Origin of the sequence: Pedobacter jejuensis (genome assembly GCF_003725795.1) — a bacterium.
GTDB lineage: Bacteria > Bacteroidota > Bacteroidia > Sphingobacteriales > Sphingobacteriaceae > Pedobacter > Pedobacter jejuensis.
This window is the reverse complement of sequence record NZ_RBEE01000003.1, coordinates 29,000-48,198: the sequence shown is the minus strand read 5'-3', so window position 1 is coordinate 48,198 and position 19,199 is coordinate 29,000. Positions and strand designations below refer to the sequence as shown.

The window sequence follows — 19,199 nt, the reverse complement described above, 5'->3', positions numbered from 1 at the left end:
CACGACAGCTAATCCCAAGATGAAACAATATTAGCTCCTGATAAACATGTTCAATGATCGCCGTAATGAAACCGGGTCAGGATAATTTTTTACATAACCCGTCCGGAGAATAAACTGTATCTCGTCCTTTATTCTTATCGAAGTGTTCAGGCTTTGTTTTATGGATGGCTCTTCAAGTATTTGCGTCATAGGATGTATGCCAATATTTCGCTCCCTTACCTTTAAAAAGAGCCTCTGCATCATTTTTCCCGTTTCAATTAGACATTCAACTGAATCTGCTTTGCTAGAGATTAAAAACCAACCTGCAGAGTAGGCAACCTGCTTTTCTACCTGTGCGATACCTTGGTCCCTGAAACTTTTCGACATCACGTTATCTCTATCATAAAAATTCCTTACCATCCAACCTGGAATGCCATCAATTTCCATACTTCCAGTAGTCAGTCCATCAAGTTTTTTCTTTGCATCTGCTGAGGAAAAGCGAATCCAGTTAGAAAGCTCCCTTTGGGCAGCATTCCTGTAAGACTGGATTTTGTTCGCTTCAATAGTCTGTTCATTGATGTATGCATATTCTTTTGATAAACCCGGGATAAAATGGATTAGATCTTTATCCTCGCCAATTAAATGTCTTATGTCTTTTGTTTTTAAAGGATCAATAAGCAAATTCGACCGCATTGTTCTACGCTGTCTTATAAGCTCCAAATCGAAACTAAATCTGTTGCCAGATTTTTTCAGCTTCACCTCCATTACCTCTTCAGCCTGATTGCTTATTGCCATGAGATTAAACTGGTGGCTATATCCCATATTATCGGCTGCATATTCGAGATTCTGCAGGAAAGCGCCTATTGATAGCATTGTTTCCCGTTGGGTAGGATCAACCGCTGGCAACCACCTGCTTTTATCGTTGCAGATGATCCAATGGTATGGTGCGATGCATTTAATGAACCATGGCTGTGTATTGTGACCACTTGGAGCGAGGGAAGCAAGGGATAAAATCTTTATTTCATCAGATGTCAGGCCGGTTTCTTTATTATTTCCAGCAAGGGAATCTGCTCTTTCAAAGTTATTCCTGTCACTCACCAGGTAGCCTGAAAATCCTGCAATTACCACAACTGCACCTGAGCCCAGTAAAAATTTTCTTCTGTTCATTATTTATCCTAAAATATGGAGTTTCAATCCTTTTTGGTTTCTTTTCTCAATCTCATCATTATAAAGGCCCATGTTTGCCGCCCTGTTGCATTTTGCACGATGATAGATATCCTGTTGTGCATTAACCATATTAGCATCATCTCCTTTCCAGCTCATAAGTGCCGTCTCCTGGAGTGCCCGTCCAAACGAAAACGTAAGTTTCCATGGCAGGTTTGATGCCGGGTTTTGCTTCATGGCATTCAGTCTTATGGAGGCCTCTTGTGGAGACTGGCCGCCTGAAAGAAATGCAATACCAGGAACAGCCGCCGGTACGCATTCCATTAAACATTTAATGGTATCCTCTGCGATTTTTTCTGCAGATTTTTTTTCTCCGGAATCCAGTCCAGGCAGGATCATATTGGGTTTCAGGATTATTCCCTCCAACGCGATATTTTGAAGGTAGAGCTCATCAAATACGGTGTTGATTACTTCTTTGGTAATTGTATAACACATTTTGGAAGAATGACCGCCAAGCATCATCACCTCTGGTTCCACAATAGGAACCAGGCCACATTCCTGGCAAAGTGCTGCATACCTAGCGAGTGCATTTGCGTTGGATATGATACAGTTTCTTGATGGAATTCCCTGGCCAATGAACATTACTGCTCTCCATTTGGAAAATCTGGCACCCATCCTGGCATATTCTTTCAGGCGATACCTCAATCCATCCAGCCCTTCGGTTATTTTTTCATCCGGAAATCCGGCGAGATCTTCCGTGCCGATGTCAACCTTAATTCCCGGTATTATTCCTGCATCGGTAATGATTTTGATGAAAGGAATTCCCGATTCGTCACTTTGTCGAATGGTTTCATGGTATAAAATCACCCCACTGATGCTTTCATTAAGGCCACTGGTCTTGATGATCAACTCCCTATAGCGTCTTCGGTTTTCTTCTGTTTGAGCAATGCCAGCATCTGCGAAACGTTTGTTGCAGGTGGAAATACTCTCGTCCATAGCAAAAAGCCCCTTGTTATCGGCAAGCAATGCATGGGTGGTTTCGGTGAGTTTCTTTACATTCATACTTTGATATTCCATTTCCATTCCAGTATTTCGGGCATATCTTTTCCATATCTGTTTACATAGTGCTTATGTTCAATAAGCTTATCCTTCAGTTGCTGTTTTAAATAAGCGCCCTTGCTGCCAAGATTAGGTACACGATCGATGACATCGATAACTAGGTGGAAACGGTCAATCTCGTTCTGTACCCTCAAGTCGAAAGGGGTTGTAATGGTTCCTTCTTCTTTATATCCCCGTACATGTAGATTGCGGTTAGCCCTTCGGTAGCTGATGCGGTGTACCAGCCATGGATAACCATGAAAGTTGAATATAATGTGTTTATCCCGAGTAAATATAGAATCATAATCCACTTCACTTAGGCCATGCGGATGTTCCGAACTGGACTGCATTTTCATCAAATCAACCACATTAACAACCCTGACTTTAAGCTCTGGGAGATGTTCCCTTAATATCGAAACTGCTGCGAGGAGCTCGAGTGTAACGGTATCGCCACAACTCGCCATAATAACATCAGGTTCTGAACCCTGGTCATTACTTGCCCATTGCCAGATACCGATGCCCTCTGTGCAATGCGTTTCAGCCTGCTGCATGTTCAGCCATTGTGGCAAGGCGTGTTTTCCGGCGACAACAACATTTACATAGTGTTTGCTGCGAAGACAGTGATCGAATACAGAAAGCAGGCAGTTCGCATCTGGTGGTAGGTAAACCCTAACAACATCTGCTTTTTTACTGATCACATGATCCAGAAAGCCTGGATCCTGATGGGTAAATCCATTATGATCCTGTTGCCAGACGTGCGACGCTAGAAGATAATTCAGCGATGCTATATTTCTTCTCCATGGAAGTTCCCTGGTAACCTTCAGCCATTTGGCATGCTGACTGAACATGGAATCCACGATGCGTATAAATGCTTCGTAACTATTAAAAATCCCATGCCTTCCGGTAAGCAAATAGCCTTCCAGCCAGCCTTCGCATTGATGCTCACTGAGTTGAGCATCCAGTATGCGTCCTGACGGTGAAAGAAATTCATCATTATCCTGTATATTGGCGTCCCACTGACGGTTACTCACCTGAAAAACAGCACCTAAAAGATTGGATAAGGTTTCATCCGGACCAAATACCCTGAAATTGTTTTGGTTTAGCCTGACGACTTCGCTCAAGAACTTTGCTAATATCATTGTATCCTGTCCCTCAACTGCTCCGGGTGATGGTACATCAATTGCGAACGCTCGGAAATCCGGCATTATCAGGTCTTCAAGCAATAGCCCACCATTGGTGTGTGGATTGGAACCCATGCGGCTGTTGCCTTTAGGAGCAAGCGCTGCCAGTTCCGGTATCAGCCTGCCTTCCTCGTCAAAAAGCTCTTTGGCCCTATAACTTTTCATCCAGTTTTCCAGTAACACAACATTTTGCGGATGTTTTTCATCTACCAGAATTGGAACCTGATGGGAGCGGAAAGTACCTTCATTCTGCAAACCATCGACAACTTTTGGACCTGTCCAGCCCTTTGGTGAACGAAGCACAATCATCGGCCAGTGTGGTCTTGTATTGTCAGATTTTGTTCTTGCATGTTCCTGAAACCTTCGTATATCAGTCACGGCTTTTTCTGTAACAATCGCCATTTCCATGTGCATTTTTTCCGGATCGTTTCCTTCAACAAAATAAGGCTTCCACCCACAACCCTTAAAAAACTGTTCTAATTCTTCATGTGCTATGCGGGCTAGGAGCGTAGGATTACTAATTTTATATCCATTAAGGTGAAGGATAGGCAATACCGCTCCATCAGTAATTGGGTTAAGAAATTTGTTTGAATGCCATGCCGTAGCTAGAGGACCAGTTTCCGCTTCGCCATCACCTACAATACAGGCAACGATAAGTTTGGGGTTATCGAAAACAGCCCCAAAAGCATGGCTTAGTGAATAACCCAGTTCTCCACCTTCATGGATTGAACCCGGAGTACTTGGGGCCACATGGCTTGATATTCCACCTGGAAACGAAAACTGGGTAAATAGCTTTTTTATTCCATCTTCATCCTGGCTGATGTTAGGATAGACTTCGGTGTAGCTGCCCTCCAGATAAGTGTTGGCAACCAATGCTGGCCCTCCATGCCCAGGCCCTGAAATGTAAAACATGTTCAAATCAAATTTTTTGATTACCCGGTTAAGGTGAACATAGATAAAGTTCTGGCCAGGAGTAGTTCCCCAATGACCGACAACAATGGGTTTTACATGAGACAATAATAGTTTGTTCCTGAGCAGTGGATTATCATAAAGATAAATCTGTCCTACTGAGAGGTAATTAGCCGCTCTCCAGTAAGCATCCATCTTATTTAAAAGTTCCGGTGAGATTTGCTCTAATTCGGTATCTAATAATAATTCTTCCATTCTTTTTATATGTTTAAAGCGTAGTAATTTATAACTGTCATTTATGCGATAAGTGTAATTTCTTGATTAAGCACGTTGCAATCGGCAGAAAAGGGTTCTAGCCCAAATCCAATGAGCTCATTTAATGTATTCTTATAATTCTTATGCAAAATTCCCCTGATACCGATCTGCTCAGCATTCTGAATAAAAACAGGCTGATTTTCGATGTAAAGAATTTCCGATGGCGTAGATTGGACTATGTCTATCGCCATTTGGAAAATATCCATATCCGGTTTGCGCAGATGCACGAAAGAGGAAGAAATAAACGAATCCACAAAATCTTCCAATTTGAATTTATGGATACGGTATTCATTTAGTTCTCGGCCTTCGTTACTCACCACTGCAATTTTTAAACAGTATTTTTCTTTTAAGGTTGTGATTAGAGACAGCATTTCAGGATAAGGTTTCGAAGCTGCAAACATGAAGCTTCTGAAATCCTCTAAAGCGAAATTCCTTTTTTTATAGAACACAGCACTTTTGAGATAGGTGTCTAGTGAAATCTTACCAAGTTCATAGGTTTCAAAATTAATATGATGCCTTTCTTCCATTTCCTGATGGTTAATGTTAAACTGTTGGGCAGCGCTTTTTCGTGCATTTCTGTCCCAGCCGTCGCTCAGCAATACGCCACCGATATCCACGAAAAGTGTTGTTATGCGTGTTCTAGTTCTCATGTTTAAACGTTCTAAATCCTTTGCTACTCATCAGGTAAAGATGGTAAGGATAGACGTTTTTCGAGTTGCACAAATGCGGTATAATTTTATAGAATTCACACTTTTGATGTATAAGAAATTTCTAGAAGCTGTATGTGAATTGTATAAGGATTTCATTAAAAGATATAACATCAAAACTCACCAATTGACCAACCTTTGATTGTGAAATAATTCACGCTAAAATCATCAAAGATGAAAAGTAACGAAAGTTTACAGAAAGACGTTCAGGAGGCCATTAAATGGGAACCACTTTTGAATGCAGCAGAAATAGGCGTAACAGTTAAAGATGGCGTAGTAACTTTGACAGGGAATGTTGACAGTTATGTTAAAAAAACAGAGGCAGAAGATGCAGCAAAAAAGGTAAGTGGCGTTTCGGCAGTAGTTGAAAATATTGAAGTTAGATTTGGCGACTGGGGCGAAAAAGAAGATGGTGATATTGCAAGAGAAGTACTCAACGCATTAAACTGGAGCTGGCAGGTACCCAATGATAAAATTAAGGTTAAGGTAGAAAAAGGTTGGGTAACGCTTGAAGGCGAACTAAGCTGGAATTATCAAAAAGATGCTGCAAAAACGGCTATTAAAAATTTGCTTGGCGTAAAAGGAGTAATCAATAGCATCAAAATTGCCTCTGATGTAAAAGATGCTGTTGAAAAAAGCGACATCGAAAGAGCCATAGCCCGCAACTGGTCAATTAATGATCAGGATATCCATGTAAACGTTTTGGGAAATCGTGTTACACTGAGCGGTGAGGTAAGTTCATTATTTCAAAAAGACGAAGCACAGCGTATCGCCTGGAACGCTCCGGGTGTTTGGTTTGTGGATAATGAAATCTCAGTACAATACGATTATTTAATGATGGACTAAATTAAAAGGGGAGCTTTTTGCTCCCCTTTTAATTTTAATATTCTCCCGATTTTTTTATTGATTCAAGAACCAGAAAACTAGTCTTCATTAAATGTTTTTAAAGATGCTTTTAGCCCTGCCATATTAATTTATTGAATTCGATTCAAAGTAGGTTTTGACGAAAGCATGTTGCTGGTTTTCGGTCATTTTATCAGCCGAGCGGATTTCCACCTTAATTTTCGAAAACAGATAATTATCCTTAAAAGTATTATACAATTCGGTTTTAGCTTCAGTAGGTCCAAAAAGCAGCACCTCATCATATTTCCTGATGAGCTCACCCAATTTCTTATAGTAATCTGCCTGTTCTCCCTGTTCTTTGGTGTGCATCGTGCTTTCCCCACGTGTTAGTGATTCTTCTTTAGCTTTTGTGGTAAAGGCACACTCGACTGTCCTTGTAAGTATAGGGCTCGCTGGATAGTCCATTAGGTTGGCCACAGAATGATTCATCCATATGCCGATTTTTGTTTTTTTTATCATGGTGCTATTTTCTAGGTAGGGCAATTTTAAGGCAAAGCCTATAATCTATATTGCCTTGGATTGAAGAGGTGTTTAATTAAGGTTCAATTTCAGAAAATCGATAAGCTGTTTTTCCAGGGCCTCACTGTTGTTTGCAGGAATAGTATTATCTGTGGAAAGCGTAATTTCTTCTTCAGAAACGACAATATGAAAGGCTGTGCCAGTAATTATTTCCGGAAAAGATACATTGATAATATCATAAATGCGTTCGAATTCAACTGCAACTGCTGCATCCAGTTTTTTGTTCAGGTAATCGGCAAAATCTGTTTTCAGGGTTCCAAATAGATCCTCTGAAGTAACCCATCTTATGTTTTTTATTTCAGTAGTCATTAGTTATTAGTGTTTATGGAGTTTACATCTCTTTCATTTCTTTGGATATTAACATTGATAATATCTTTTACTTAGATTTCTTTAAGGTGTAAAAAACAGGGTTTTTTCTAAGTTTATTCTGTGGTCATGCCATCAAATCCCTCGCCATGCTCTTCTGCAGCTTCTTTTGTTGCCCTCATAATTCCATCCTTATGGTTAGGTGGACCGTAAATGGTGTATATGCTTAGGTCAACTTCTGTATCGGTATTGATAACATTGTGATTTGCACCAGCAGGAACCACAATGGCATCGCCGGCTTTTACGTAATATTCGTTACCGTCTATAAAACATTTGCCATGCCCGCCTTCAAAACGGAAAAACTGGTCGTTTGAATGGTGAACCTCTTCACCGATGTCCGTTCCTGGAGGCAGGTTCATCAATACTACCTGGAGGTGTTTACCTGTGTAGAGTACTTTTCTGAAATTGGTATTTTCCAAAGTATCCGCTTCGATACTACTTTTAAATCCGTTCATGCGATTTTTTTTTAAGTTTGAAAAAACGGCATTTGATAAGCCGTTTTTATGGTTTGTGATTATGATGCCAGAAGAATATCTTTTCTTTCCTTAAATTCTTCCTTACTGATTTCTCCCGATGCAAATCTTCGGTTCAAAATATCAAGAGGCGTATCTTTTCTGTGTCTTTGTCCAGGTATTTGATAGGGTAGCGCGAATATCCAAAACAGGAATACTACCCATATACACCACCAGATGAAATCCATTCCCCAGTAATTATTTTCATAAAACATCATAATTTTATTGATTTTTGACCAGACATCCGGACTCAACAAATCTGCCTGTTTTAGTACGCTTGCAGTTTATGGAATTCTGTTTATTCCTTACATGATTCACACTTTTGCATTGTTTTTTTGTGGAGCTTCTTTTAAGTTGGAAACGATTTCGCGGATTTCAGCCTTCTCCTTTGAGATGTCCTGGCGGATAAGTCCGAATAGGCTCATGTAGGTGTTGGCAATCCAGACTAGGGAAAAGCCAGCAATCAGATATCCTCTCCAATCATCCATTAAAAGGTGAAAGTCAGTGAGGATTATAAAAATAATTGAAATATAATGGCTAAAACAGTATTCGCAGGTAAACAGGTAAAAGAATTTCCTAACCAGAATGCTTTTACTATTTAGGCTTCTTTTTGTACAATATTCCCTGGGTTCGCGGAAAACTTCCTCATGCGTAACCGTCCAGGCCACGCAAGCAATTGGTATCGATAATAGGAAGAGCCACGTAATCTCTCGTTGAATTGACATCAGTTGATGGATAATTGATTTGTATAAACTAAATTCTGTCGGATTTTTTAAAATATAAAGCATTGGATAATATTAAGTCTCCAATGCCTTACCAGATGAGTATCATCTTTAAAACCTAGTGTTCAACTAGCAAGTCGTTGCCAACCATAGTTACACCACAGGCGTTCCAGGCCATTCTTCCGGCCTCATCTTTCTGGTAAAAAGTACTTACATGTCCGTGCAGGTTTACTTGGTTGCCCGAAACCTTAACTTTGATCTTACAATCTTTTAGCGAAGAATTACGCTTAATTGCTTTTTCAATAGCAGACTTTTCGATATCATCTCCATGAACAGATCTGATCTCGATGTAGTTAGAAATTCCTTTTACACCAGCGAGGTTGGTAGCTGCTTTTTCTGCTGCATCACGCTGATAGTTCCACTTTACCTTTCCGCTCAAGGTAACCCATCCTTGTTCCACTTCAACGCTCAAATGATTATCTGGCACTTCGGAATCTCCTTTGAAAGTATTGATTACGTTGGCCGCTATATCCGTATCATTACTGTTGGAAGCTGAACCCAAATTAACCGTTATTTCTTCTGCTACACCCTTAACTCCCGATACGTTTTTTGCAGCCTCTTCGGCTTCAAGTTTTTTTCGATAGCTGTCAACTGATCCTGTTAAGGTAACAATACCGTCCTTAACCGTTACTCCGATCTCTGCGGCGTGCAAAAGCGGTTCCCATCTGATGGCATCCTGCACATCTTTCTGTAATTCCTCGTTTTTTTTCATTTTTTCTCTGTTTTGTATCCAGTACCAGTTTAATATCCTAATCCGGATAATATTTTTTAATCTTTTCCTAAACATTTTCAAGTGCAATACGACTATCAAACGGCGCATTCCTGAAAAATGAGGCTGTCAGCCCCGTTACCTGCTTAAACTGTCTTGAAAGATGGGCTACGCTACTATAGTTCAACAAGTAGGAAATTTCAGTGAGGTTTAATTCATCGTAAAGGATCAGTTCTTTTGCCCGCTCTATTTTATGGTTTATAATATAATGTTCAATGGTCATTCCTGTTTCCTGCGAAAATACATTGGCCAGATAGGTGTAATCATGTTCAATCTTTTCACTGATGTAATTGGAGTTTTTAACTTTGGGTAGCTCATCTGTATAGTGTACCATATCGATTATCGTATTCTTGATTCGCTCAATCAGCATCGCTTTTTTATCTACCATAAGTTCAAGACCAAACCTAATTAGTGCTGCTTTAAGCAACCTGTATTCATCTTTTGTTGGTATGTTTCGCATTGCAACCTCTCCAAGTGAAATGCTTTCATAGTCTAAGCCGATCCGATCGAGCTCGTTTTTTACGATCATTTTACAAGGGTTGCTGACCATATTCCTGATATGTAATTTCATAGTTGAATCGCTTATGATGGATTAAAAACTAAAAAGCATTTTATAGGCACACCGCCCATTCAACAAAATTCAGTATTGAGCACTGTTTTGGGAATGACGCCCGTCATGCGGTTCGTAGATGTTCATCATCATACAGATTTTGGTATAAGCTAATATGCGTTTCAATTTTATTCGATGGTTGAAAGGATATGCTTAGTGTGAATCCTGCAAAGCTTTTCTTTAATGGTGCAACGTATACAGTTAACAAATAGGCAACCTTTGATCGCTGTTTCGAGCGTTGACCAGTTATCAGCATTTTAAGCGTTGATGAACGTCTTATATCATCATGACTTGCATCATTTGTGAAGAAATAGAATAGGAAGACCTTTATTAATTAATAATTCTATTGATTCTTCCTTAAAATCGAGGCACTAAATGACCAAATTAAATAGGTTTTGAAGGGAGACTTTTACCAGATACTAATATCAATATCAAATGAAACACAATGAAACACTAAAAAACGAAGTAACGGAGGCCATAATGCTCGAGCCATTACTCGATACAGCACATATAGAGGTTAGCGCAAATGAAGGCATCGTTACCTTATCAGGGACGGTTGATAGCTACGTCAAAAAAAGAGCAGCTGAGCACGTTGCAGGGATGATACCCGGAGTACATGCAGTAGAGGAAAAGATTAAGGTGAAATTCGGGGCGGATGAAATTAAAACAGATGAAGCACTGGCATCGGATATTCTGAAAGCGTTAGCGTTCAGCCCCGATATAATCAAAGACAGTATAAGCGTACTTGTTGAGGATGGCTGGGTTACCCTTGAGGGCAAAGTCAAATGGATCGCTCAAAAAGAGGAGGCGGAAAGAGCAGTACATCATCTGCCAGGAGTGAGGATGATTACCAATAATATAAGCATCCGTTCTGAGAGCGAAGATGATGTTGAAAAGGCAACTATCGAGAATGCACTTCTGAGAAACTGGGCTATAGATGATCAGGAAATTGAAGTTTCCGTTCTTGACAACCAGGTTACCTTGATGGGGAAAGTGCATTCCATTTATCAGCGCAATACCGCAGAACGGATTGCCTGGAATGCACCCGGAGTTTGTAACGTCTACAATAAACTGAAGATAGAATATGCTGATTGCTCATCAGAGCATAGTTATTGAACATTAAAGAAAAAATATAAATAAATACCTTAATTTTTAAACATGGCCATACAAACCATCAACCCTTTTAATAATCAGGTTATTAAAAGCTACGAGGAAATGACACCCGATGCAGTAGAAATCGCAATCTCCATTGCAGATGAAACCTTTCAGTATTGGAGGAAAACGACTTTTACTGAGCGGGCAAACCTGCTACACAAAGTTGCAAATCTCATGCGTAAGCAAAAAGATATCCTTGCTAAACTTATTACTCTTGAAATGGGAAAACTGCTTGCGCAGAGTTACGGAGAAATAGACCTGAGTGCAGATATTATAGATTACTATGCAGAGAATGCAGAAACTTTTTTGGAAGATCAGCGTCTTGAACCTGAATTTGGGGAAGCATACATTAAGAGTACGCCAATAGGCGTGCTGCTGGGAGTAGAGCCCTGGAACTTTCCCTTTTACCAGGTAGCCCGTTTTGCAGCGCCTAACATCATGGCAGGAAATGTTGTTGTAGTGAAACACGCCAGCAATGTTCCCCAATGTGCATTGGCCATACACAGACTTTTTGAGGAAGCCGGAGCACCCAATGGCGTTTACACCAATCTTTTCTTAAGCGGAAGCCGTATTGATGAAGTTGTAGCGGATGTGCGCATAAAAGGAGTTTCCCTTACTGGAAGTGAAGCAGCAGGTGCAAGCATTGCTGCCGCGGCCGGAAAAGCACTAAAGAAATCTGTTCTTGAGCTTGGTGGTAGCGATGCTTTCATCGTTCTTGCTGATGCAGATATCGATCAGTCGGTAGACTGGGCAGTGATCGGAAGAATGAACAATACTGGTCAATGCTGCGTTGCAGCAAAAAGGATCATTGTGGTGGAGGAAGTTGCGGATGAATTTCTGGCTAAGTTCAAAGCTAAAATGAGCGGTTTGAAAGTAGGCGGTCCGATGGATAGTGATACCCAACTTGGACCATTAAGTTCTGAAGGTGCAGTAATCAATCTAATCGAACAGGTTCAACGGAGCGTAAGCGCAGGGGCGAAGGTCCTGTTGGGTGGGAAACTGATCGATCGTCAGGGAGCATTTATTGAAGCCACTATTTTAGGTGATATAAAACCAGGAATGGCCGCTTACCACGAAGAGTTATTCGGACCCGTTGCAGCTTTTTACAGGGTAAAAGATGAACAGGCGGCAATCGATCTGGCCAATGATTCGCTATTTGGATTAGGTGGGAGTATTTTTACCAGCGATATTGAAAAAGGCAAACGCCTGGCCGAACAGATAGATACGGGTATGGTTTTTATTAACCATCCAACCTGGACCCAGGCAGATCTGCCTTTTGGAGGTACCAAGGGTTCCGGATACGGAAGGGAGCTTTCCAGTCTTGGTATACAGGAATTTGTAAACAAAAAACTGATTAGGGTTAGTGCACTGACCGATCCATTTTAACAGCAAAATAAATAGCAATGTCTTTCCCGGTCCTGTACTATTTTAAACAGGGTTAGGAAAGGCATTTTTTATTTAAAAATTTAGAAGCTGGTCAGGAAATCGACATTTAAAAGGAAATAATCTACTAATATGAAAAACTGCTTGAATTCGATCTTGATTGTACGCTTGGCTTAACTAAATCATCTATTGATAACCAGGCGAGCCAATTATTTGGCAGATTGCTATGATAAACAGAAAACAGACGCATGCTCTGCAGATGCAGACATTTTTTTTGTAGTCTATGTATCGATTATGGCCTTATTAGTTCCATTTTTCGCTATTCTTTAGTTTTGGTTTTTTGCTGCTTCTGCTCCTGTTTTCTGAAATATCCGCGGAAGAGAAAACTATGCTTGGTAGCATCCATCAAATCAGCGAATCCATCAGTTCCTTTCTGAAGGTTATCTAAGCTGTTACCAAGTTTTATCGTAAAAGATGAATCCCTGAGCAGGGCATGCAATGGCCCTTTACCATAATTTATTTCATAATCAATTCCTTTCACCATATCACCAAGCTGGCCGGTAACCTTTTTGGTATTTCCTGCTGTAGCTTTGAAATCAGCGACTGCATATTTCAAATCAGCGGCGAGCAAGGTGTCGGTTAATAAAAGTCCTGCAGCACCTTTCCCATTTCGGATATTTCCAACCAAAGCGTTTAACCCATTGCTCATCTGATTGGCATTTTTCGTAGCCATGTTGATTTCGTTAAGTGAAGATTTTAGGCTTAGTCCAATTTCCGGATCATTCATCAGATTGAAAATTTCACTGGTATCTAAGCGAAGAACGGTTTCTTTTAGCGCCTTGGCTATCGCAGCTACATCATTATTAGTCTTAGAGAGGGTTTTGAGCATCTCATCGGTGCTCACCAGCTTCTGTGCATCCAGCATATCTCCTTCAGAAACTTTTTCACCAGGCAATTTTACGGGTTCAATATTGATCACTTTGTTGCCCATTAGTCCTTCGGTTCCTATCGCTGCTTGTGCATTTTTGTGAATATAAGGACGAACCTTGCTGTTGATCTGCATGGTCACCTCAATTGTGGTATCGTTAACCATATCGATGCTTTTTACCGTTCCTGCTTGAATGCCTGAGAACAAAACGTTGTTACCTTCCATCAATCCATTAAGGTTATTAAAGCGTGCCTTTATTTCAAAGTCCCTTCCAAATATATTGCGGCTTCGGCCTATCATATAAAATGAGAATACCAGTACCATTAAGCCCGCTAGGACGAAAATGCCAAGTTTGATATTTTTTCCTTCTGTCTTTGCCATAATGTTTATTTAAAAAATTGATTGATTTTAGGGTCGCTAGAAGCCTCTAGCGTTTCGTATGTTCCCTGCGCATAACACATGCCTTCCAAAAGGAGTACGACACGGTCTGCAATATTTCTCACACAGTTCATGTCATGAGAGATGATGATGGATGAAGTTTTATATTTCTTTTGAAGGGTAAGGATTAGTTGATCGATTTCTCTGGCTGTAATTGGATCAAGTCCGGTTGTAGGCTCGTCATACAGGATGATTTCCGGTTTTAGAATCAATGTCCTGGCCAAGGCAATTCTTTTGAGCATGCCTCCTGAAAGTTCGGTTGGCATCATATCCGAAGTATGGGTCAGTCCAACATTTTCAAGTGCTTCCTTAACCATTTTGTCAACTTCAGCTTCTCCAAGGCTGGTCCAGTGCCTGCGCAGTGGAAATTCTAAATTCTCCCTAACCGTCATTGAATCATAAAGTGCATTGGCTTGAAATAGAAAACCAATTTTGGTCCGTGCCGTTGCGAGTTCGTCCTCATCCATCATTGTAATATCTTCTCCAAAAACCAAGATCTTACCTTTATCAGGTTTTAAAAGTCCGATAATGCATTTAATCAATACTGATTTTCCTGCGCCGGATTTTCCGAGTACCACTACGTTTTCTTCTCTTTTTACGCTAAGGGAAAAATTTTCCAAAATGACGTTATCTCCAAATTTTTTGTAGAGGTTTTCGATGACGATGACCGGCTCGCTTATTGGCTGATGGTGTTGTGTTGGTTGAACTGCTGTTATTTCTTTATCCATGTCCATCAATTTAAACCCAGCAGATTGGTCAGTTGGACGGTAAGGAGATCCAGAATGAATATTAGTACAGAAGAAAGCACGACCGCAGAATTGGCGGAACGTCCTACGCCTTGAGTACCCTTTGTAGAGTTAAAGCCTTTATAGCATCCAACCAGACCTACAGCAAAACCAAAGAATATGGTTTTTATCACAGCCGGAAGTACATCGCTATAGCTTAAACTTTCAAACACCTGAACAAAAAAGAACCTGATATTGGTTACGGATTTGATGTTTACGCCAATGTATGCGCCGAAGAGCGAAATGGCATCTCCAAGAATAGTCAATATCGGAAGCATTAAGCTGGTCGCGATTACCCTTGTAGCTACCAGGTATTTAAAGGGATTTGTCCCGCTTACATCCATCGAATCGATTTGCTCGGTTACCTTCATCGATCCCAGTTCGGCACCAATACTACTACCTATTTTTCCAGCAAAGATTAATGCGGTGATAACCGGACCAATTTCCCTTACAATAGCAATGCCCACCATGACCGGAAGTTCAGACTGTACCCCGTAGCTTACCAGTGATGGACGAAGCTGCATGGTGAGCACAAGTCCCATAATAAAACCGGTAAGTCCCACCAGCGGAAATGACTTGTAGCCAATTAAATAGCACTGTACCAGAAGTTCTTTAACTTCAAACTTAGGCTTAAGCCCATGCGAGAAAAAACGCCCCGCAAACCTGGAAATCTGCCCGGTTTGGTCCAGAAAATCTTTTGACTCAGAAATTATTGACATATATGACTTTGTTAAATGGGAACGAAGATATCAAGCCCTCTTTTCCAAGAATTATTAGATGGATGCTTTATTGCCTATTGACAAAAGATCCTGCTGCAAAATTCCATTTTTGGTAGGCTAAAACGTTATCCAATTCTTTTGATATATTGTATGATTCACACTTATGTATCATTTCATTACGCAGGTGGTGTTTCGAGATTACTGGTTTGCTATTAAAGAAGCCGCCATAGGTTCATCCAGGTTATAAATATCATTTCTGAAGTTGAGGACATTGTTGCGGTCACAAAAGGCTGTCAGGTAAGCAATATAAACAGGTACCTGCTGTGTTAAGGTTACGTACCGTTCTCTGCCTAAATGCATTGCACCTAAAATTTTTTCCTTGTTCCAATTCTTTTGATTAGCCAGTAAGAATTCTGCGAGCTTTACAGGCTCCATTACTCTGATGCAGCCATGACTGAAAGCCCGCTCAGTTTCCCCAAATAGGGATTTGCTGGGTGTATCATGCATGTAAATGCTGTAGCTGTTTGGAAAAATAAATTTAACAAGTCCAAGGGAGTTCCTTTTTCCAGGTTTTTGCCTTACAACAGGAATCTTACCTCGATAAGTGGTTATCTGCATATCGTGTTTGGATAAGTAAGCAGGATCTCTTTGCATGCCCGGAAGAACCTCCTTTTTTACGATGCTTTCCGGAATATTCCAGTAAGGACTGAACACAATATGTTTTAGCTCGCCAAAAAAAACAGTTGTTCTGCTCCAGCTTTGTCCAACCACCACATTGCAGCTCCAAAGCAAACTGTCGCCTCGGTACACATGCAGTTTATATTCAGGAATATTTACAGCCAGGTAATCCGCATCCGAACCCACCGGAAGCCACCTGCAGCGTTCCATATTTACAATAATTTGTTTGATGCGTTGCGCTATGGGAACATTAAGCTGGGCAAATGTATCCGGCCCTAAAAGTCCATCTTCCTTTAAGCCGTGCCTTTGCTGAAAATGTTCCAGCCCGTCGATAAGTTCCTGATCATATGTTGTGCTAATGGTATCGCCAATAAGATCGCCAAGCTTGAAAAGCCGCAACCTTACCTCAGCAATTACAAGCGCACTATCGCCAGGTCTTAAAGGTCTTAGGCTGTCAAGAAGTACCGGCCAGTCTTGAAAAGACAGGTCTCTGTATTTTTTAAGAAATGATTTTAGCAATTCATACTGTCTGTAAACAGGTACAGCAAACTGTCTTTTGGTATTCTGTTCACTAAGCAAACTATCGAGGAGCTGCGCATAAGCGATTTTTTTTCGTGGGATAAACCAGCCCGAGGTAGTACTCAACGAGTCGTCCTGTCCCTGCCAGGCTATTTTGGAAAACAGAAAATATTGTGCAGTAAGCATCAGCTCGGTGGTGGGATTTGGCGTGAGTTTTTTAGTGCCTTCTGTGGGGCTGTTTACAAGGGAATCCAGTACACTGAGGTAAGGCAAGGTTTGATAGATGCCTTCCGCACTTATGTTTAGCACACGGCTACTAAGGTTGTGCGCCTGAAAATTTAGTCTGCCTTTATCATACCATGCATAAGAGAATTTTCTTTTTCGGTAGAAATCCACAAGTGCAGGCTGGTAAGTTGCAAGTTTTGGGTAGCGTGAAAAAAAGGTTATTACATTTAAACTATCGAAAACAGCTATTTTTTGATCGCTGAATTTTCCAGTCACTGAAAGCGAATCTGTACTGACCAGCTCTGTTTTTGTTTGCGCTCTGCAGCTCAGCATTACAGAAATCAGGGTAATCGGTCGCAAAGCCGTGTATAAGTATTTAAGTAAGCGATCTTTTCTGAATTTCATATTAAGGGATTTTGGATAATGGAATAGAAATTCCTTTTCCGATGGAATTAATAAGCAGTCTAACGGCTGCGGACCGATAGATCTGCAGTAGGATAACAATATGGATATGCAATATCTGGTTTTCGGATTTGAGCATGTTATCTTTTTATCTGCATATGTTGCATGATTCACACTTTCCCAAATCGTTGCCGTGTCGGGCATCATATACTTACTTGACCATCATCATTGCCCTGCAACTTTGGATTTACAAGTTTTGTATCTGAAAATATAACATAATGAACCATTATGATTTTTAAGACCGTCGCTATGCAATAGATTCTGCTCACTTGATTACCATTAAAAACCTAAGAATACTTGGATGAAAAAAATACTTATTGCCACCGATTTTTCAGTAGCTGCTGACGATGCCGCACGATATGCCATTCAACTGGCCCAAGCAGTCAGGACCGATACCATATTGCTCAATGCTGCTGCAATTACCACAGACTCCCCGGTGGAGATTCTATGGCCAATGGAAGATTATCAAACGCTCATTAAGCGTACGGATATCCGCCTAAAAGATCTTTCAGAAGTCCTACTGGAACGGATGCATGCCACCTCAGAAAATACCCTGATCTTACCGAAGATTGCTATAAAGTCCGATTTGGGCTCCGTTACCGATCTGCTCAGGGAAACCGTTCAGCAAGAAGGAATAGGTCTTGTAGTGATGGGACTTTCAGGGGCGGGGAATATGAAACGATTAATCCTGGGGAGTAGCAGCCGTGATATAATAGATTCCGCAGATTATCCAGTACTACTGATTCCGAAAGGCACTGCTTATAAACCCATCCGAAAAATCGCCTTCGCAACTGACCTTTGTGTTGAAGACATGGATTCGATCCAGTCGCTGGCCGATTTTGCAGGTTTGCTCCATGCGGAACTGCCTATTGTACACGTGATCGGGCGCAACATAAATAAGGGAATGACCGGGCGTATTAACGCATTTTTGACTGAGCTTAAAAATAAAATAATTTACGACCGGATTTATTATGAAAATGTTTACCAGGGGAAAGTTGAAGATGGCCTAGGATGGTTAAAGAACCATGGAGAAACAGATTTATTGGTGATGATTCACCGCAGACATGGCGTTATGAATGATTTCGTACACGGAAGCCATGCCCAGAAAATGGCCCGGGAGACTAAACTTCCCTTATTAGTTATGCCCGAAGGTTATCCTGGAACGCTCTGCTAATCATTCAGTTTTTTTAATGTATTCCCTTTAATTCACCTGTATTTCTTTAATTCCATTAGCCTGGAACAGTTCCAGTTTTCCATGTTTTTGGTCATCTATACAAGTGATCTTTGTCATGGTCTAAGCTTTTTGCTCGACCTAAATTTACCAGATAATAAAATCACATAATGGAAGGTAAAACAGTTATTATTACCGGTGGCGCATCCGGAATCGGAAAAGCAACAGCCGTATTATTTGCAGAGGCAGGAGCAAACGTAATCATTTCAGACATCGATAAGCTTCAGGGAGATCTCTTTGTAAAAGAAATAATTTCTAAAGGAGGTATTGCCTCTTTTTACCAAACAGATGTTGCCATTCCTGAGCAAATGGAAGCCTTAGTTGAGTACGCAATAAATACTTATGGAAAACTGGATATAGCAGTAAATAATGCAGGGATTGGAGGCGAACAGAATAACGTTACAAATATGAGCCTGGAAGGCTGGCAGAAAATTATATCTGTAAACCTAAACAGTGTTTTTTATGGAATGAAATACCAGATCGCAGCAATGCTCAAAAACGGCGGAGGCAGCGTGGTCAATATCTCTTCGATACTTGGGGCGGTAGGTTTTGCCGGCTCCGCAGGATATAGTGCGGCAAAGCATGGCATCATCGGACTCACCCAAACAGCCGCATTAGAATATTCATCGCAGAATATCCGTGTTAATGCTGTTGGTCCAGGTTTCATCGATACACCCTTACTGAATGCCTTGGATGCTGAAATGAAAAATCAGCTTATTTCAATGCATCCTATTGGCCGTTTGGGTAAAAGCGCTGAAGTGGCAGAGTTGATATTTTGGCTTGGAAGCGAGAAAGCCTCCTTTGTAACTGGAAGCTACTATCCAATTGATGGCGGATATCTTTCCAAATAATTTTTATTACG

The 19,199-nt window shown here is 40.8% G+C and carries 20 protein-coding genes; 5 read left to right on the top strand and 15 right to left on the bottom strand.

Features of this window, described 5'->3' with window-relative positions:
• Positions 1 to 30: 30 nt before the first annotated feature.
• The 4 genes from D7004_RS02205 to D7004_RS02190 are packed head-to-tail and all read right to left on the bottom strand — an operon-like array spanning position 31 to position 5,296.
• Positions 31 to 1,146, bottom strand: coding sequence for an Acg family FMN-binding oxidoreductase (locus D7004_RS02205; RefSeq protein WP_123204240.1), 1,116 nt, complete (start codon positions 1,144 to 1,146; stop codon positions 31 to 33).
• A 3-nt stretch (positions 1,147 to 1,149) separates the two neighbouring features.
• Positions 1,150 to 2,226, bottom strand: a complete 1,077-nt coding sequence (locus tag D7004_RS02200; protein ID WP_244214225.1) for a class I fructose-bisphosphate aldolase — start codon at positions 2,224 to 2,226, stop codon at positions 1,150 to 1,152.
• Positions 2,202 to 4,586: a phosphoketolase family protein gene (locus tag D7004_RS02195; RefSeq protein ID WP_123204239.1), complete on the bottom strand. Its 2,385-nt coding sequence runs from the start codon at positions 4,584 to 4,586 to the stop codon at positions 2,202 to 2,204. The genes D7004_RS02200 and D7004_RS02195 overlap by 25 nt, the downstream gene beginning before the upstream one ends.
• Before the next feature lie 41 nt (positions 4,587 to 4,627).
• Positions 4,628 to 5,296, bottom strand: a complete 669-nt coding sequence (locus D7004_RS02190; protein ID WP_123204238.1) for an HAD family hydrolase — start codon at positions 5,294 to 5,296, stop codon at positions 4,628 to 4,630.
• A gap of 231 nt (positions 5,297 to 5,527) precedes the next feature.
• On the opposite strand from D7004_RS02190, the gene D7004_RS02185 reads away from it, so the two are divergent.
• Positions 5,528 to 6,199: a BON domain-containing protein gene (locus D7004_RS02185; RefSeq protein ID WP_123204237.1), complete on the top strand. Its 672-nt coding sequence runs from the start codon at positions 5,528 to 5,530 to the stop codon at positions 6,197 to 6,199.
• Positions 6,200 to 6,322: 123 nt separating this feature from the next.
• Here D7004_RS02185 and D7004_RS02180 read toward each other — a convergent pair whose 3' ends face one another.
• From D7004_RS02180 to D7004_RS02150, 7 genes are all read right to left on the bottom strand, one after another.
• The gene (locus tag D7004_RS02180) at positions 6,323 to 6,685 is read right to left on the bottom strand and encodes a hypothetical protein (protein WP_244214224.1); all 363 of its coding nucleotides are present in this window, start codon (positions 6,683 to 6,685) and stop codon (positions 6,323 to 6,325) included.
• Positions 6,686 to 6,787: 102 nt separating this feature from the next.
• Complete coding sequence (locus D7004_RS02175; RefSeq protein ID WP_123204236.1) at positions 6,788 to 7,084, bottom strand: hypothetical protein; 297 nt, start codon at positions 7,082 to 7,084, stop codon at positions 6,788 to 6,790.
• Between the two features lie 113 nt (positions 7,085 to 7,197).
• Positions 7,198 to 7,596, bottom strand: a complete 399-nt coding sequence (locus D7004_RS02170) for a cupin domain-containing protein (RefSeq protein WP_123204235.1) — start codon at positions 7,594 to 7,596, stop codon at positions 7,198 to 7,200.
• A 59-nt stretch (positions 7,597 to 7,655) separates the two neighbouring features.
• Positions 7,656 to 7,841 (bottom strand): SHOCT domain-containing protein, encoded by a 186-nt coding sequence (locus tag D7004_RS02165; RefSeq protein WP_244214223.1) that lies wholly within the window; start codon positions 7,839 to 7,841, stop codon positions 7,656 to 7,658.
• 126 nt (positions 7,842 to 7,967) lie between these two features.
• Complete coding sequence (locus D7004_RS02160) at positions 7,968 to 8,378, bottom strand: hypothetical protein (protein WP_123204233.1); 411 nt, start codon at positions 8,376 to 8,378, stop codon at positions 7,968 to 7,970.
• A 115-nt stretch (positions 8,379 to 8,493) separates the two neighbouring features.
• Positions 8,494 to 9,147, bottom strand: coding sequence for a BON domain-containing protein (locus D7004_RS02155; RefSeq protein ID WP_123204324.1), 654 nt, complete (start codon positions 9,145 to 9,147; stop codon positions 8,494 to 8,496).
• A gap of 67 nt (positions 9,148 to 9,214) precedes the next feature.
• Positions 9,215 to 9,775: a helix-turn-helix domain-containing protein gene (locus D7004_RS02150; protein ID WP_123204232.1), complete on the bottom strand. Its 561-nt coding sequence runs from the start codon at positions 9,773 to 9,775 to the stop codon at positions 9,215 to 9,217.
• A gap of 474 nt (positions 9,776 to 10,249) precedes the next feature.
• Here D7004_RS02150 and D7004_RS02145 point away from each other — a divergent pair, with 474 nt between their 5' ends.
• Both D7004_RS02145 and D7004_RS02140 read left to right on the top strand, forming a co-directional pair.
• Positions 10,250 to 10,930 carry a BON domain-containing protein gene (locus D7004_RS02145; RefSeq protein WP_123204231.1) on the top strand — a complete coding sequence of 227 codons (681 nt, stop codon included), beginning with the start codon at positions 10,250 to 10,252 and terminating at the stop codon, positions 10,928 to 10,930.
• 42 nt (positions 10,931 to 10,972) lie between these two features.
• Positions 10,973 to 12,355, top strand: coding sequence for an NAD-dependent succinate-semialdehyde dehydrogenase (locus D7004_RS02140; protein ID WP_123204230.1), 1,383 nt, complete (start codon positions 10,973 to 10,975; stop codon positions 12,353 to 12,355).
• Positions 12,356 to 12,671: 316 nt separating this feature from the next.
• On the opposite strand, the gene D7004_RS02135 is transcribed toward D7004_RS02140, so the two are convergent.
• From D7004_RS02135 to D7004_RS02120, 4 genes are all read right to left on the bottom strand, one after another.
• Positions 12,672 to 13,661, bottom strand: coding sequence for an MlaD family protein (locus D7004_RS02135; RefSeq protein WP_123204229.1), 990 nt, complete (start codon positions 13,659 to 13,661; stop codon positions 12,672 to 12,674).
• Between the two features lie 5 nt (positions 13,662 to 13,666).
• Positions 13,667 to 14,446, bottom strand: coding sequence for an ABC transporter ATP-binding protein (locus D7004_RS02130; protein WP_208646774.1), 780 nt, complete (start codon positions 14,444 to 14,446; stop codon positions 13,667 to 13,669).
• Positions 14,447 to 14,451: 5 nt separating this feature from the next.
• Positions 14,452 to 15,222, bottom strand: a complete 771-nt coding sequence (locus tag D7004_RS02125) for an MlaE family ABC transporter permease (protein ID WP_123204227.1) — start codon at positions 15,220 to 15,222, stop codon at positions 14,452 to 14,454.
• A gap of 198 nt (positions 15,223 to 15,420) precedes the next feature.
• Positions 15,421 to 17,049 carry a L,D-transpeptidase family protein gene (locus tag D7004_RS02120; RefSeq protein WP_167459375.1) on the bottom strand — a complete coding sequence of 543 codons (1,629 nt, stop codon included), beginning with the start codon at positions 17,047 to 17,049 and terminating at the stop codon, positions 15,421 to 15,423.
• 358 nt (positions 17,050 to 17,407) lie between these two features.
• Between D7004_RS02120 and D7004_RS02115 the strand changes: the two genes are divergently transcribed.
• A complete protein-coding gene (locus D7004_RS02115) occupies positions 17,408 to 18,280 on the top strand; it encodes a universal stress protein (protein WP_123204225.1) in 873 nt (290 codons plus the stop codon).
• Positions 18,281 to 18,447: 167 nt separating this feature from the next.
• Positions 18,448 to 19,188, top strand: coding sequence for an SDR family NAD(P)-dependent oxidoreductase (locus D7004_RS02110; protein ID WP_123204224.1), 741 nt, complete (start codon positions 18,448 to 18,450; stop codon positions 19,186 to 19,188).
• Positions 19,189 to 19,199 lie beyond the last annotated feature (11 nt).